Raw genomic sequence first — 16543 nt, forward strand, 5'->3', positions numbered from 1 at the left:
TATCGGTGTGATCGTTACGAGAGCGTTTACTAAACAGCCGTAGCCGATGTCGCCAGATATCGGGGAACCGAGTTCCAGCGAATGCAACTGTCGTGACGAGGCACGTTATGTTCCACGTGCGTTAGTGGGCCGGGCGAGATTCCGGTGATGATGCCCACATCTTATTGGGGACGTCGGACATTTGCAGCCTCAAGGTTCCGCCGCTGACGATCTCGTCATGAGTCAACCAAGCTCGATCGAGCGGTTCGCCATTCAATGTCGCTGATTGGACGTAGACGTTTTCGTGGCTGTTCTCGATGGCTTCGACGGTGAACGTTTTGTCATTCGAGAGTTGCACGGTCGCCCGTTCGAACAGCGGACTTCCCATGATGTAGGTCGTGTCACCTGGAGTCACGGGATAAAGCCCTAAGGCACTGAACACGTACCAAGCCGAAGTTTGCCCGTTGTCTTCGTCACCACAAAGTCCTCGTGGCGAGGAATCGTACAGTCGGTCCATCACCTGCCGTGCATGATATTGTGTCTTCCAAGGTTGGCCGGCATGCACGTAGAGATAGATCATGTGTTGGATTGGTTGATTGCCATGAGCGTATTGCCCCATGTTGAGTGCAATCATTTCGGTCATCTCATGAATCAACCCTCCGTAGGAGCCCGTGCGAACTGTCGGGGGAGCATTGAAAACGCTGTCTAACCGTTTGGCGAATGCATCGCGTCCACCCAACGCCTCGATCAAACCGTCGATGTCATGAAACACCGACCACGTCCAGTGCCATGAACTGCCTTCGGTGAATGGGCCTCCCCATTCGTCCGGCGAGAAGTGTTCCGCCCAAGAGCCGTCTTTGTTGCGTCCTCTCACGAATCCGGTTTCGGTGTCGAGAACGTTTCGCCACTTCGTCGAATCGGCGGCAAATCGGTCCGCGATTTCGTCTTCGCCGAGTCCCCTGGCCAGAACGCTGGCACAGTAATCGTCGTAGGCAAATTCGAGTGTTTTCGCGGTGGCTTCGGAAATCTCCGATGAAGGGATGTATCCGAGTTCGCGATAGAAATCGCAACCTTGACGGCCGATCGTGCGGATCGGACCTTCGTTGTTCGCGTCATGAACGATTGCCTTCAGCGCCGCTTCGGCATCGAAGTCTCGGATACCCTTCACCCACGCATCGGCAAATAGTGAAAACGCGTGATTGCCGATCATGCAATCACGGTGTCCGGGACTCGCCCACGCGGGCAACCATCCGCTTTCGTTGTATGCGTTGAGGAGTCCTTGCAGAATTTCAGCGTTCGTTTCGGGGGCGATCAAATTCAACAACGGGTGTAACGCGCGAAACGTGTCCCACAGGCCGCTGTCGGTATACATCACACCTTCGTGTATTTTTCCGTCATACGGGCTGTAGTATTTTTTGGTGCCCGCACTATCAATTTCATAGAACTGATGTGGGAACAACATGGTGCGATACATTGCCGAGTAGAACGTGCGGCGTTGTTCGTGACTGCCTCCCTCGATTGTGATCCGAGCAAGGTGTTCGTTCCACGCTGCGTCGGCTTTGGCTAGCACGGTATCGAAGTCATCGGTCCCGATCTCCGATCGCATGTTTTGTTCGGCCTGTTCATGACTGATAAACGACGATGCGACTTGATACGTCACCTCGTGCGACGTGGATGTGTTGAATTGAAAATACGCACCGACGTGATCTCCGGTGGCTTCGTTTTGGCCTTCGGCGATGTTGTCGGGTGTCCAAGTCCCATGTGATTCGAATGCTTGGTCAAACTTCACGATAAAGTAGTTTGCGAAATTGCTAGGGACTCCACCGCTGTTATTGCGGACGGTACCGATCACGGTTTTACGATCGGGCAAGATTTGAACCGACGACCCACCGCGAAAGGCGTCGAGAACGATGTAGGCGGGGCGATCCTCACCAACGCTGTCACCATACGTCACCTTAAAGGACGCGCATCGCGGCGTTGGAGTGACCTCGATAGTCGCGTCGTGCGTCTGCAGATAGACCTGGTAATAACTCGGGCGAGCCTGCTCTTGTTCGTGTGAGAAATCAGAGGCTCGGTCGCGATCGTTCACACGCAGTTCGCCCGTGACGGGCATGAAAGAGAATGCCGCGTACTCGTTGATCCAGGGGCTCGGCTGATGCGTTTGCCGAATCCCTCGAAACTTCGTTTGTTGATACTGATAGTAGAACGAATCGGGCATCGGCTGCGTGTATGCCGACCATGCGTTCATTGGAAACGGAGTCGCGATCGCGGGATAGAGATTTCCGTGTGAAAAGTCTTGGACCGAATCGGTCCCTTGTAGCGGGTTGGCTAACGACACGAGTGATTCGCCGAAAACGTTGGACGATGCGATCAACATCAGTCCGGTGGTGAGGACGAATTGCAAGGTTTCCAGAAGACGGCGTTTCATTGCGGCGGGATGGTTTGAGGAGGGAACGTGATCGATCGTGAAGTTGTCGCTTCGATCACTTGGCGTGCAGATCGATTTCAATCGTCGAACGAGCGGGCGAGCAAGTCGGGATGTTCGGCATGAACTTTGACGATCAATTCGCCAAAGAGCGTGTTGGCCCACGCGAACCAATCACGGGTGTAGTCACGAGGGTCGTCTTTGTTGAACGCCTCGTGCATGAATCCGGTACCGGCGTGAGTATTTCGCAACATCGTGAGGCATTCGTAGATTTCTTCTTTGGACGTGCTTGATAACGCTCGCAGGATGATTCCCATCGGCCAAATGCGATTTTTGCCCGTATGAGGACTCGCTTGTCCCGACGCGGCGGTGCCGGTCAAGTAATACGGATTGCTGGGGCTGAGCAAGAACTTGCGAGTGCGGACGTAAATCGGATCATCGGGATCATGGATTCCGAGATACGCGAGTGACATCAGACTGGGGACATTGGCATCGTCCCAAAACGCAGCGTTGCCAAACCCGTCGACTTCGTAGGCGTAGATCGTCCCGAAATCGAGGTGTGATTTCACCGCATGTTGCTGGATCGCACCATGCACTTCGTCAGCAAAACTGGTGCACTCGTTTGCAAATTCTACGTCGTCGATATGTTCAGTGAAGATTGTCGCGAGTTGCCTGAGCGATTGCACGGCGAACAGATTCGAGGGGATCAAATACGGATAGAGGCTGCTGTCATCACTCGGCCGGAACGCCGAAACGATCAGGCCAACGGGAGCGATGGGGCGGCCCGTTCCGTCAAACGGCGGTGCGTCGAGCATCCGTGTTGTCTCACGAACGAAGCGATAGGGCGTGGTGCCGTCCTTGCGTTGTTCGACACGTAATGTGTGGACCGCCAAACGCATCGCGCGTTCCCACTCGTCATCGAAAATGCTCGCATCGTTGGTCAATCGGTAGTACTCGTTTGCCAAACGAATCGGATAACACAACGAATCGATTTCCCACTTACGTTCGTGCACGCCCGCGATCGGTTCGGGACGGTCGCTCGCCCAATGCGATGGCCGCGTCGCGTCTTTGTAGAACGCGTTCGCGTAAGGATCTAAAAGGATGCAAAGGTTCTGGCGATGAATCAGTCCTTTGACGAAACGTTTTAGTTTTTCATCAGACCCGATGTGTGGCAAATAGGGCCAGACCTGCGCCGTTGAATCACGCAACCACATCGCGTCGATGTCGCCGGTGATAATGAATGCGTCCGGTTTTCCGTCGACTTCATCGTATTCCACCGTCGTGTCGAGCGTGTTGGGGTAACAGTTTTCGAACAACCACGCCAGTTCCGGATCTTTGATGTCCGCTCGCACCTTCTCAATGGTCGCCTCGACCGACTCGCTGGTAAATCGACGCTGCTCAATCGGGGGGCGATTGCTTGCCAGTCGACGGCTCGCCGGCGCGAACGACTCTGCGGCGTATGCGTCTGCGTGTGCCAACACGGCGGCAACGGCGGTCGCCAGGACGCCGCGTCGTGAGAAGCCGAGTTGGTTTGCGGATCGATGTTGGGAATCGGGATTGGTAGTCACGTTCTTCAGTCTCGTGTAGATACAAACTCGGGTGCGGGAGAACCGCCGTGCGGGACGCCACTGTAGCTATCATTTTAACGCGAAAGTACTGCATTGCCGTTAGTTGGCGCAAAAACGTAATCGCCGTGCGCGAGATCACATGTGCGGCAGAGAGTCGCATGGCAGAGGGGCGACTCACGGTCCATTTTGAATCGCTGAGGGTTCGTGATGAGTCAACGGACTCGGAGGGCGAATCCAAATCTCTCGAAGGTATGTAGAGACTGGGGGGAGGCGATCGTATTAGGTTCGGACGGAGGCGTGTTAGGTTTAGACGGAGGGGGCATCAGAGCGATCCGCCTCGGTTGATCACATTTGCGTTTGTACGCAGAGCTATCCGTGCAATCGTCCAACGAGACCTTTGAAAGGCAACACATCGGAGTAGCACCATGACACCACTCCCATCTCACCTGTTTAGAACGCCTGCGGTTAGCAGGTTTTTGTCGTGTTGTCAGCATTCGAGATTTGTCGAATGCGACCTAGGCATCCGTGACGGGGCGGTGAAGTTCATGGTCGAGTGCGATCGAAGTAGGCAACCGTCGCTCGACATTGGTACGATTTGATTTGGCCGCAATTGAATGGCATCAACGATACCCGTCTCTCGATGGCCCATGCGGTTCGCGGGCTGCGTTTGGGGTGCTAGCCTACCGCGAGACTATTAAGGAAGAGTTCTCGAACTCCTTCGGTTGTGCTCTTTTGTTTGTGTGCATTGATTGGTTTCCGTCCACAATGTCGATCTATTTCCCAACTTTGAATTTCGTGCTGTGATGATTCGTTCCGCTGCTTTGTTGATCGTTGTTTGTGTTCTTATTGGTGGTGTTGGGCCGGCGCACGCTGAGGCTGAGTCGAGGCCAAACGTTCTGATGATTTTGGTCGACGATCTGAAACCGACGCTCGGTTGCTATGGCGATGTTCACGCTAAATCGCCGCACTTGGATGCGTTGGCGGCGCGGGGCATGCGATTTGACGCCGCGTATTGCAACCAAGCTGTCTGTGCACCGTCGCGGTTCACTCTGATGCTCGGTGCGCATTCCACCTCAACCGGACTGTATGGTTTGGGTAGCCATTTGCGAAAGCTGGTGCCTGATGCAGTGACTCTGCCGCAGTACTTCCAACGCCATGGGTATCGCACGGAGTCAATGGGCAAGGTGTTCCACATCGGGCATGGCAATCACGGCGACCCCGATTCGTTCAGTGTGCCCCATCATCACGAAAAGGTCATCGAGTATGTCGATCCGGAAAGCACCCCATCGGGTGAATTGACGCGAGAGGAAGCGTTCTTTACCAATCATCGCGTTGCGGATAACAATTCGTTGCCCCGTGGTGCTGCGTTCGAATCGCCGGATGTGGAGGACAATGCTTACGCCGACGGCCGAATCGCCGAACTCGCCGCTGCACGTTTGCGTCATGCAAAGCAACGACGGCAAGCGGATGGGACTCCGTTCTTTATGGTCGTGGGATTTGCGCGGCCTCATTTGCCATTCAGTGCGCCGAAGAAATACTGGGACATGCATGACCGCGAGTCATTGCCCATGCCGGTCGTGAAAACGAGTCCGCTCGACTCGCCGATTGAGGCAGGCAAGCCAAACGGTCAGGGGGAAATTCGAAATTACTTTCCCGTCCCCGACAAGAACAGCCCGGCTGCCATCGACGATCAGCTAACGCGAACTCTGATCCATGGCTACTATGCCAGCACGAGCTATGTCGACGCTCAAATCGGCAAAGTCGTCGCCGAACTTGATCGTCTCGAACTTTCCGACGACACCATCATTGTGCTTTGGGGCGATCATGGTTTTCATCTCGGTGATCACGGGTTCTGGACCAAACATACGAACTACGAACAGGCAGCCCGAATCCCGATCTTCATCGTCGCTCCGGGAGTGACGCAGCCCAATTCGCAGACGGCACAACTGACCGAGACCGTCGATATCTATCCGACGCTCGCTGAACTCGCGGGATTGCCGAATCCGACCGGTCCTCAATCCATCGATGGCGTCAGTATTGTGCCGGTTCTCAAAGATGGGAACGCTCGTGTTCGCGACCACGCCTATCACGTGTTCCCGCGATTTGGACTCGGCAGGGCCATTCGTACGTCTCGCTATCGGCTCGTCGAATGGTCAAAACCAGCGGCGCCGGAACGTGATGCGACTTACGAACTCTTCGATATGAAAACGGATCCCAACGAAACCCGAAACGTTGCCAACGAACAGCCCTCGGTTTTGAGAAGTCTATTGCAGATTCTCGACGAGTATCCGAGCCCCCACGCCAACTTGTAGACGACGTTATCAACTCGTCTTGCCCTCTCTCCCAATTCGATCCACCGATGAGGCCCACCATGCCCCGCTCGTTTGTGTTGCTCCTGTTCTTGCTGAGTCTGTTTGGATTTGGAAACTCGTTCGCGAACGAAAGGCCCGATATCATTCTCGTCATGGTCGATGATATGGGGTTCTCGGATCTGGGGTGTTACGGAAGCGAAATCGAGACCCCCAACATTGATCAATTGGCCGCGGGAGGTGTGCGGTTCGATCAGTTCTATAACAGCGGTCGATGTTGTCCGACGCGAGCCACATTGATGACCGGTCTGCATCCCCATCAAGTCGGAATCGGTCACATGACGTTGTCGCCGGCGCAAAAACCGAACGACCGTCCCGCAAATTATCAAGGCTACATTAACGAACGCTGCGTCACGATCGCGGAGGCTCTCGCGCCGAGCGGTTACGCGACGTTCATGTCGGGTAAATGGCATCTCGGCATGCATGACGCGAGTTTGTTGCCGATGCAGCGAGGGTACCAGCAGTATTACGGAAGCCTCGCGGGAGCCACTCGCTATTTCGCACCACTGCATCCTCGCGGCATGACGTCGGGCAATACTCCCGTGGAAAATCCCGAGAGCACGACGGAGGAAGCGTTCTACACAACAGATGCATTTACGGATCACGCGATTCGATTCATCCGCGGCCATCGTGAACAGTCTCCTGAGCGTCCGTACTTTTTGTATTTGGCGTACACGGCACCGCACTGGCCGCTGCAAGCATTCGAAGACGATATTGATCGTTATCGGGGCAAGTATCGTGACGGATGGGATGCGGTTCGACGCGCACGATATCAGCGTCAAATTGAACTCGGGTTGATCAACGAGAAATGGCCGTTGAGCCCCTCGACTGCGGGTATCCCGAAGTGGGAGACTTTGTCCGAGCGGCAACGCGATGAGATGGATTTGAAGATGGCCATCTATGCCGCGATGATCGACCGGATCGATCAGAATATTGGAAAACTGGTTGAGTCGCTCAAGTCGTTGGGGCGATTCGAAAACACTTTGATTGTGTTGCTTTCCGATAACGGTGCCTGTGCCGAAGGCGGCATGTTGGGGCGTGGTGAGTTTCATGATGTTGATAAGCGAAATCTCGAAACGGCTAACTCCTATGGTGAGGCGTGGGCCAACGCGTCGAGCACACCGTTTCGGCTCTACAAACACTTCGCTCACGAAGGTGGTACGGCCTCTCCGTTCCTCATGCACTGGCCCTCCTCGATTGGACCGAATCCGCAGTGGTATCGATCTCCGGCACAGTTAATTGATGTGATGCCGACTTTGTTAGACGTTGCCGGTGCGACGTATCCAGACGAAAAAGCAGGCCAACCGATCCCGCCACTCGATGGCATTTCGCTTCGTCCCGCCTTCCACGGCAAACCACTCGCTCGGGCTGAACCGATTTGCATCGAACACGAACAGAACGCGTTCTTGCGCGACGGGAAATGGAAGTTGGTGGGACGCGGGGTCGCTGGAGCACGCAGCGTGGATGCGACAAAGTGGGAACTCTACGACATGGAAGCCGATCGTACGGAAACGAACAACCTCGCGCCGGCAATGCCGGAAAGAACGGCGGCAATGGCCGCGAAGTGGAACGTGTGGTCTGATCGAGTGGGCGTCTACCCGAAACCGGTATCGAAAAAGAAAACGCCGAAGAAGACGGTCACCAAGAATTCGAACAAGCGTCAAGGCGACTGACACGACGCGGAGCGTGCGACAACGCTTTGACGTTGAATAGATCAGTGGACATTGCGGCGTTGATCGATTGGTTCTTCGATCATGCCGATGCTGTCGGCGAAGCGAGGCAGTTGCAATCGCATCATCCGTGCCTGGGGCAGCCACAAGTTAGCTAGCGGTGTGCCCTCGGGCATGTTGATGTGTGTCCCGATAGGACTTGGGCTCCACCGCCGGCGATAATGATGGGCAAAACGTTCTACTGGTGCGTCGAACCGTCGTCGAGTCCGGATCCCCACGTGAACAACGTGTTGTCGAGGAGAGACGTTCCATCGGACTGCTCGATCGCGTCCATCTTTCCGATGATGTAAGCGAACTGCTCCATGTGAAATTGTTCGACTTACAAGACATCGTCGATCATTTCGGTCTGATTGTGCGACATCTGATGATGGCTGCGTGGTGCGTCAAACAAACTCTCGTATAGGAACGGCGTGTCCTAAGGTTCAGGATCGACCATGAACGACGAACTGTGCATTAACGCACGTTTTGGTCAACGTAGCGAGGCAGGCCGATTGCTTCGAGAGACAAAATCGCGAAAAGGTTTGCGTCCAATCTGAAAGTGTGCGATTGCCGCTCTATTGAGATTGTTCACAGCGGCATGTCGAACGGGCATGCGGTTCGCTTTCATTTTCGTGGGGCATTGCGAGGTCGGACTCTTTGACTCTCTATTGATTCAAATGTCGATGACTGAGTTCGGTTTGAAATCATTCGTGCTCGGCATTGTTCGTGCTGTGATCACTGCGTTTCTTGCGATTTCAAATTGTGCGAATGAGTTCGTCTCTCTTTTTGGGCGTCGTCGTTACGTTCGTCTTTCCCGAAAAAGTTTTCCCCAGCAGTCGCTCGCATGTCACTACGCCTTCTCGAAATCATTCTTCCTGTCGAGTCGACGTCGTCTATTGACGATCTACCGCGCAGCGACACCGTTCTAGGACGATGGGACGATCGTCTCAACGACGAACAGGCGATCGTGCGATTGCTTGTAAAGGCATCGAACACGGAGGCGATGCTGGATGATTTGGAGGGGCGTTTTGCGCACGTGAGTGGTTTTCGCGTGATTCTCATTCCCGTCGAAGCGACTCTGCCGCGCCCAGCGTCAGATGATGACGCCACCGCGAGCCAGGCTGCGAAGTCACCTGAGAGAATCAGTCGCGAGGAAATTTATGCCGATGTTTCCGAAGGCGCGAGGATTTCACGGACCTTTGTGGCGCAAGTGATCATCGCCACTGTGGTCGCGGCGGTCGGATTGATGCGCAACGATAACGCGGTGATCATCGCCGCGATGGTGATCGCCCCGTTGCTCGGTCCAAACATGTCGCTTTGTTTGGCGACGACGTTGGGCGATACTCGGTTGGCGCTTGAATCTCTGAAGGCAAATGCGACGGGATTGTCGATCGCGTTGGTGTTTTCCATGGTGCTCGGCGCCGTGTTCGTGATTGACGTTGATCTTCCGTCGATCCAGTCGCGGACGACGGTTTCTTGGGGTGACATACTGTTAGCACTCGCATCCGGGTGCGCCGGGGTGCTGGCGTTCACGAGTGGTGCGCCGTCGGCCTTGATTGGTGTGATGGTCGCGGTCGCGTTGTTGCCGCCGTTCGCAGTCTGTGGACTTTTAATCGGGTCGGGTGATTTTGTAGCGGCGCGGGGTGCGTTGCTTTTGGTGGCCACCAATGTGATCTGCGTCAATCTGTCCGGCGTACTGACTTTTGCGGCACAGGGACTGCGTCCGCGTCAGTGGTGGGAGGCCGAACGTGCTAAGAAGGCGTTGCAACTCGCGGTTGGAATTTGGCTTTTGCTCTTGGCGGTTCTGATTGTGTTGATCTATCAGGCGGCGGCTGAGTGAAGGGCGTCGGGTGATCGATTTCTTCGAATGATCGGTTGAGGAAAATTCGGGGATCACGCGCGTGAATTTGATGTGCACCGCTGTTACTGGTCCCCTTTTCGCACGCATGTTGATTCGTGTGAGGTAGTCGTTTGGCCATGCTCAAACCGAGCTATTATTTGTAGGGAAATCTCGTCGATCGGTGGTGGTGAAGTCGCGGCTCGGTGGGTGCGTAGAGCAGATCATTTGTGAGAGGAAACTAAGGGTCTTTCCAACTGACAATACTACTATTGCAACCCGTGATGAGAGTCCTGCCGGCTTTCGATCTAGCGAGAGTTTGGCCGACGCGGAAAGTAGTTTTCTTTGGCTCCGCTACGGTATCTTGGCGATGTCGCCGGAGTTAGAATCGGTATGTACAGAACACACGTCGCTCCTTCCATCTTGCAATGCGGCAGGATCTTCAAATCCGTCGATACGGAGACTGAACAAGTAATGAACGTTTCGAAACTACGATTGTTGGTTTGCAGTTTTGCGGTACTGCTGACGTATCACGTTGCCACCGCCCAAGATGCTGGGGATCCTCGCTACGGAACCGGCTACAACAGCAGTTACGACTACAGCATGAATCCGGGTGTCTATTCCGGATACGGCTATGGCTACGGTCGATACGGTGGCGGACACGCCTCGACGGCGGAGGAAGGCATGGCCCGTGGAATGGCGGATGTGATCCGATCACGTGGTCAAGCGTCCGTTGATTACGCGCAAGCGGCCACGGAGTCCGAGCGTGCGAGAAGGGCGTATTTGGAGAATCGAAACTTCGCCATCAGCAGTTTTGTCGAAAACCGTGCGATTCGCGATGAATTCCGCAAGAAACAATCGGACGCGAAGAAGGAGAAATTGGCGGCGTACATTAAGAGTCGCGAATATCAACCTTTGTCGAGTTCGGACTTCTACGAGCCGACGGGCAAGATCAGTTGGCCGATCGGATTGATGCACCCGCATGACGAGAAGGGACGCAAAGAAATCGAGGAGTTGTTCGCGAAGCGTGCTGAGGAAGGAACGCTGCCGCCGGAAGATTACATTCGATTAAACAAGCTACTCAACCTTTGGGTGTACCACGTCGAAGATCACAGCGGCGATTTTTCGGCGAGTGAACTGACGCGATCCGTTCGATTTCTTCGACGGTTGGAAAAGATGGTGAAGGAGGACTACCAATGAGTTCACGCGACTCTTCGGGTGATCGTTCCCGTACGCCTTTGCTTCTCACCTCTTCTGATTCAATCACTCCACCTGGTTTCCTCACCGTGAAAAAACGAGCCTATCGCATTCTCGCCGGTTGTTTGATGTGCCTGTCCCCGATCGGGATGGGAGCGTTGTCATGCAATCCTGAATTGGTGACCGCACAAGATTCCGCCACCGCTGCGTCGAGCGTGGCGACGCTCGTCGAATCACTCGACAGTGACGATCCTGCCGAACGTTGGAAAGTGGCACGGGAGCTGGGACGTCTCGGTCCGGCAGCCCAAGACGCGCTGCCATCGCTTTTGTCGGCCACCAACGACAACGAATCTTCGGTCCGCAAACACGCAATCGTCGCACTTGGCCGAATCGGTGACGGCAGTCCGGATGTGATCGAGGGGCTGATTAAGGCTGTCGGTGATCCTGATTCAGGGAACCGAATCGCCGCAGCGAATTCGCTTCGCGAGTTGGTCGATGATCCGGAGGTGCTCGTTCCGATTGCCGTGTCGATCATGGAAAAGGAGCACCCACTGTTCGCGAGCCGTTTGGTCGAAACGATCGTCATGCGTGGTGAACGTGCGGTCCCGTTTTTGAACGCGGCGCTGAAAAACGATCGTGCCGCCTATTGGGCGTGCATTGCGATTGAAGAAATCGGCGAATCGGCAGCACCCACGGTTCCCGCATTGGTCGAATTGTTGAAGGGCGATCCTGAAGACGATGTCAAAGTCCAAGCGATTTTGGCGCTAGCGAAAATCGGACCGGCTGCGAAAGTTGCTCAGCCGCAAATTATGGCGGCGCTCGAAAATACCTCCAATCAATCGATTCAAACCGCCGCTGCGTTTGCGGCAGGAGCGTTGGGATTTGTTGACGCGACGGCAAATTTGGAATCGTCCCGCGACAGCGACGAACCGTTGCTTTCCTTGGTGTCCTACTGGGCACTTGCTAAATTGCATCCCGGCGACGCCGCGCGTCTGAAGGCAGCCGTGGATCAGTTGGTCAGCAGCCTCAGCAGTGACGACGCGAGTCTTCGGCTCGCTGCGGCCAAGGGGCTGCAATCGTTGCCGGTCGATCCTGAAGTGCTCGGCCCCAAACTGATCGAGGTGCTGAACGACTCTGATCCCGTCGTCGCACATAACTTGGTCGACGCTCTGGCCAGCCTCGGTGAGCCGGCGGCTGAAAAGGCGGCTAATGCACTGTCGAACGAGGAAATGCGTGAACTCGCCGTAGCGGTACTCGAAGAACTTGGCGATCAAGCGAAACCGGCGATGCCCAGTATCGTTAGTGCTCTCGCAACGGCCGAGGGCGAGTTTCGAAACCAACTTCAAACCGTCGTTGGCCAAATCGGTCCGGACGCCGCATCGGCTACAGACGAATTGATCCGGTCGCTCGACGATGGCGAGGAATCCATTCGCATCGGTGCCCTGTTTGCTCTTGGAAACATTGGGCCGTGTGCTGCCGCCGCGGCAGCCAAAGTCGTCTCCGTCATGGAGGAAACTGACGAACCGTTCGAAAAGCTTCTTGCGGCGTGGACGATCTCAAAAATCAGTCCGTCGGACGAAGCGATGGCCGCGAAGGTCGTGCCCGTGTTGATCGAGGGACTGCGGTTCCCCGACGGACGTGTTCAAGCGGAAGCGATCACGGCACTCGGTTCGCTGGGTTCCGCCGCGAGCGCCGCCGCCGATGAACTGACCTCGCTGGCGAACAACGAGTCCGCCCCTGACGAACTGCGAGAACTCGCCAAGCAAGCCGCGTCGGCGGTGAAGTAGTCGACGCGTGATCTATCGGCGAGAGGTAGGCGGCGGACGTGTCCTTTTTTGATTGAGTTTGCCGCGGTGATCGACGGCGTGAGAATCGCCGTCACCGCATTCCAATAACATGTTGCTGCCTCCTGGAGAGTTTCTGATGAATGACGTCCAAGAACACCACGAAAAAGAGATCCAAGGATTTGCCGCCCACGAACTTTCTCGATTGAGCAAAGAGTGGTGGTGTTTTCTGGTCATCGGAATTTTGCTGGTCATCGGTGGGATCGCATCGATCGCGTATCCCTGGTTCACGTCGCTCGGCGTGGTCGTGTTTCTCGGCGCGGTGCTGATCATCAGCGGCGTAACGACAATCATCAGTGCATTTTGGGCGCGAGAATGGAGTGCGTTCATGTTGCAGATTTTGGTCGGGATCGTGTACCTCGTAACCGGGTTTGTCATTACTGACGCTCCGCTGACGTCACTCGCGTTGTTGACCCTGATGCTCGCGGGTTTCTTCGTCATCGCCGGTGGTTTTCGAATCGTGACGGCGTTGATCGTGCAATATCCTCAGTGGGGATGGCACTTGTTCAACGGTGTCGTGACCTCGATGTTGGGACTCATCATCTTCCGCAGCTTCCGGCAACTGCCCGAAGAGCCTTCAGGTGTTCTTTGGATCATCGGATTGCTCGTGGGGCTCGAGCTGCTTTTCAACGGCTGGACGTGGATCATGCTCGCGCTTGTGATGCGAAAACTGCCGGTGCCGAAGAGCGGTCAAGCTTAATACGAATCGCGAGGACCAAGTATCGCCAACGCGATCGGATCGATTTGGCGCCCCTTGATCCGGTGATCATCTTCGAAGGATTCGATAAGAAATGGCAGAAGACCCCATCGCTGATTCGCGTGCGGTGCTCATTCGTGCCGCGTCTGATTTCCGTGCGAACTGGAAGTCGCTCGCTGTGACTGGTGCAGCGTTTAAGATCATCGCGTTCATTGTGCTGACGCCACTCGTTGGCGTTTTGTTTCGAACGTTGATCGCACTCTCAGGATCGTCGATTCTCACCGACGTCGATATTGCGTATCTCTTTCTGCGTCCCGTCGGATTGGCGTGCGTGATCGTCACGGGGGCATGCTGGTTGGGGATCATCGCCCTGGAACAAACGGCCTTGCTGGGCATTTTGTGTGCTTCGGAGCTTGATCGGCGGCTGAGTTTTGTGGGAGCGTTGCGATTCGCTGCCGCAAACGCTTGGAAGGTCGTGCAATTGACTGGGCGTGTGCTGGTTTGGCTGCTGTTGGTGTTGTTGCCTTTTGCCGTCGTCGCAGGGGTGACGTACGTGACGCTGCTGTCGAACTACGACATCAACTATTACTTGACCGAGAAACCACCGGTTTTCATTGCTGCCGTGTGTGTCGGGGGAATGCTGCTCGCCGTGCTCGGTGCGATTTTGCTTCGCGCATTCACAGGATGGTTATTCGCACTGCCTTTGCTGTTGTTTGAAAACGTGTCTCCCTCGCAGTCGCTACGTCAAAGCAACGAGCGGGCGACCGGTCATCGCCGGACGATCGTATTGTTTATCGTCGGTTGGATCATCGCGACATCCGGAATGGCATTGATCGCGACTGGAGTGGTCGCGGCCGTTGGGAATCTGTTGGTGCAGGATGGAACCGCGTCACTGCGATACTTGATGGTCACGGTCGGATTGACTCTGTCGGTTTGGGCATTCGCCAACGTGACCATCAACCTGCTCACCACGACAACATTCGCCGCTATCCTTTTTAATCTCTATCGCTATCGCGGCAGTGGAAACCTTTCTGCGGTGAGTTTGGGCCAGGCGATCTCGTCAACCAATCAAACCGGTCTGGGGATAACACGCACACGATTGATTATGGCAGGTGTCGTGGGTGTCGTCGTCGCCGCGACCGTTGGTGCATTTGCGATTCAAAGTGTGCGGTTGGAGGATGATGTTGAGGTGATGGCACACCGTGGGGCGTCGGCGGTGGCGCCCGAGAACACGATGGCGGCGTTTGAGCGAGCGATCGAGGATGGTGCTGATTGGATCGAACTCGACGTGCAGGAAACGTCCGACGGTGAAGTCGTCGTGCTACATGACAGCGACTTCATGAAGCTCGGTGGAAACCCACTGAAAATTTGGGACGCGACGATCGATGATTTGTCCGACATTGATATCGGAAGTCGAATCGCGACCGAATTCGCTAGTGAAAGAACGCCGTTGCTTTCTGACGTTCTGAGGGCGTGCAAAGGTAGAATCGGAGTCAATATCGAGCTGAAGTATTACGGACACGATCAAGATCTCGAGCAACGAGTCGTCGATGTCGTCGAAGCCGAAGGCATGGTTTCCGACGTGTTGGCGATGTCGCTCAAGCGAGATGGTGTGCGAAAGCTCAAGTCACTCCGTCCCGATTGGAAGGTTGGGCTGTTGATGTCAGTTTCGGCGGGAGATCTACGCAAAATCGACGTGGACTTCCTAGCCGTCAACGCGGGCTTCGCCTCTCGTAGTTTCATTGCGTCCGCACACGCTTCCGGGATGGATGTTTATGTCTGGACCGTCAACGATCCTGTGACGATGTCGACAATGATCGGCCGCGGTGTTGACGGATTGCTAACGGATCGACCTGCTCTCGCGCGAAAGGTCTTGAAGCAGCGTGCTGCAATGAGTGCCCCGGAACGATTAATGCTCGAATTGGCCGGTCTGCTGCGAACGGATCCGCCCATCGCCGAACAGTGAATGTTTCTCCACCAGCGTAATGCACGGCAATCGGCTAATTCAATGAACACGTTCACGGCAATTCGAATTGCCGGCTTTCCCCACAACGATGGACCTTCCGATGTCCCCTAGTCCTTCTACCGTGCACAGCCTACGTCGTGTGTTCATGCAAGCGTTCGTCGTGCATGACATTACCGAACCACTGGTTTCGTTCGATGATTTCGCGCCGACGAGCCAGGTCCGCGAATTGATGGAAGAGGGACATTATGAGGTCGTTGGTATACGCCAGAGAGGACGGATTGAGGGCTACATGGAAATCGACGACGTAAGCGATGGAACATGTGGCGACTTCATGAAACCGTTCGATGATTCGCAGGTGATTTTGAGTGCGGCACCGCTGCCCGAGTTAGTGTTGCGTTTGCGAGATCAGCGGCGTCTTTTCGTTTCGACATTTGGACGCGTCGGCGGAATCGTCAGTCGCAGCGACCTCGATAAGCCGCCGGTTCGAATGTGGTTGTTTGGCATGGTCACACTCATCGAAATGCGATTCGGTCGATTGATCGAGCAATACTGTCCCGGCGAGAGTTGGCGAGAATTCTTGTCAGCCAGCCGCGTGGAGAAGGCAGAGAAACTGTTGCTCGAACGAGATCGGCGTAACCAAAGCGTTACGTTGTTGGATTGCCTTCAACTCTCTGACAAATCCCAAATCGTCGCACGAAGTCCTACCCTTCGCGGACTCACGCGATTCGAATCACGTCGGCAAGTCGAGCAGACGGCCAAAATGCTCGAGAAGCTCCGCAACAATCTGGCGCATTGCCAAACCATCACCACCGGAGACTGGGAAGCGATCTTGATCTTGTCTGAAAACCTCGACAACGTGCTCGATGGTCCTCCGGGGTTGCATGAAGACGCATCGTAGGACGCAGAGGCTGCGTTCGCCGGTACGCGGTCCACCGTTTGGCGACGGTGGTTA

Annotated in this window: 11 protein-coding genes; 8 read left to right on the forward strand and 3 right to left on the reverse strand. The window is 55.2% G+C overall.

The annotated features are described in order from the left end of the window. Window positions 1–121 precede the first annotated feature (121 nt). A complete protein-coding gene (locus tag FHS27_RS24750; protein ID WP_246420847.1) occupies window positions 122–2407 on the reverse strand; it encodes a GH92 family glycosyl hydrolase in 2286 nt (761 codons plus the stop codon). Between the two features lie 77 nt (window positions 2408–2484). Continuing rightward, entirely contained in the window at window positions 2485–3972 is a 1488-nt protein-coding gene (locus FHS27_RS24755) for a glycoside hydrolase family 125 protein (RefSeq protein WP_184308100.1), read from the reverse strand. A gap of 803 nt (window positions 3973–4775) precedes the next feature. Here FHS27_RS24755 and FHS27_RS24760 point away from each other — a divergent pair. Further along, entirely contained in the window at window positions 4776–6284 is a 1509-nt protein-coding gene (locus FHS27_RS24760) for a sulfatase (protein ID WP_184308209.1), read from the forward strand. Window positions 6285–6343: 59 nt separating this feature from the next. Beyond that, window positions 6344–8014, forward strand: a complete 1671-nt coding sequence (locus FHS27_RS24765; protein WP_184308102.1) for an arylsulfatase — start codon at window positions 6344–6346, stop codon at window positions 8012–8014. Between the two features lie 235 nt (window positions 8015–8249). On the opposite strand, the gene FHS27_RS31460 is transcribed toward FHS27_RS24765, so the two are convergent. Continuing rightward, the gene (locus FHS27_RS31460) at window positions 8250–8375 is read right to left on the reverse strand and encodes a hypothetical protein (RefSeq protein WP_261363960.1); all 126 of its coding nucleotides are present in this window, start codon (window positions 8373–8375) and stop codon (window positions 8250–8252) included. Between the two features lie 519 nt (window positions 8376–8894). On the opposite strand from FHS27_RS31460, the gene FHS27_RS24770 reads away from it, so the two are divergent. The 6 genes from FHS27_RS24770 to FHS27_RS24795 all read left to right on the forward strand — a co-directional run bounded on the left by FHS27_RS24770 (window position 8895) and on the right by FHS27_RS24795 (window position 16489). Then, window positions 8895–9890 (forward strand): TIGR00341 family protein, encoded by a 996-nt coding sequence (locus FHS27_RS24770; RefSeq protein ID WP_184308104.1) that lies wholly within the window; start codon window positions 8895–8897, stop codon window positions 9888–9890. A 471-nt stretch (window positions 9891–10361) separates the two neighbouring features. After that, window positions 10362–11087 (forward strand): hypothetical protein, encoded by a 726-nt coding sequence (locus FHS27_RS24775; protein WP_184308106.1) that lies wholly within the window; start codon window positions 10362–10364, stop codon window positions 11085–11087. Further along, complete coding sequence (locus tag FHS27_RS24780) at window positions 11084–12871, forward strand: HEAT repeat domain-containing protein (RefSeq protein WP_246420849.1); 1788 nt, start codon at window positions 11084–11086, stop codon at window positions 12869–12871. The genes FHS27_RS24775 and FHS27_RS24780 overlap by 4 nt, the downstream gene beginning before the upstream one ends. Window positions 12872–13007: 136 nt before the next feature. After that, entirely contained in the window at window positions 13008–13628 is a 621-nt protein-coding gene (locus FHS27_RS24785; protein ID WP_246420851.1) for an HdeD family acid-resistance protein, read from the forward strand. A 91-nt stretch (window positions 13629–13719) separates the two neighbouring features. Next, window positions 13720–15591, forward strand: a complete 1872-nt coding sequence (locus FHS27_RS24790; RefSeq protein WP_184308111.1) for a glycerophosphodiester phosphodiesterase family protein — start codon at window positions 13720–13722, stop codon at window positions 15589–15591. Window positions 15592–15691: 100 nt separating this feature from the next. Next, window positions 15692–16489, forward strand: a complete 798-nt coding sequence (locus FHS27_RS24795) for a hypothetical protein (protein WP_184308113.1) — start codon at window positions 15692–15694, stop codon at window positions 16487–16489. The last annotated feature ends 54 nt before the right edge of the window (window positions 16490–16543 follow it).

Origin of the sequence: Aporhodopirellula rubra, assembly GCF_014192335.1 — a bacterium.
GTDB classification, from domain to species: Bacteria; Planctomycetota; Planctomycetia; order Pirellulales; family Pirellulaceae; genus Rhodopirellula; species Rhodopirellula rubra.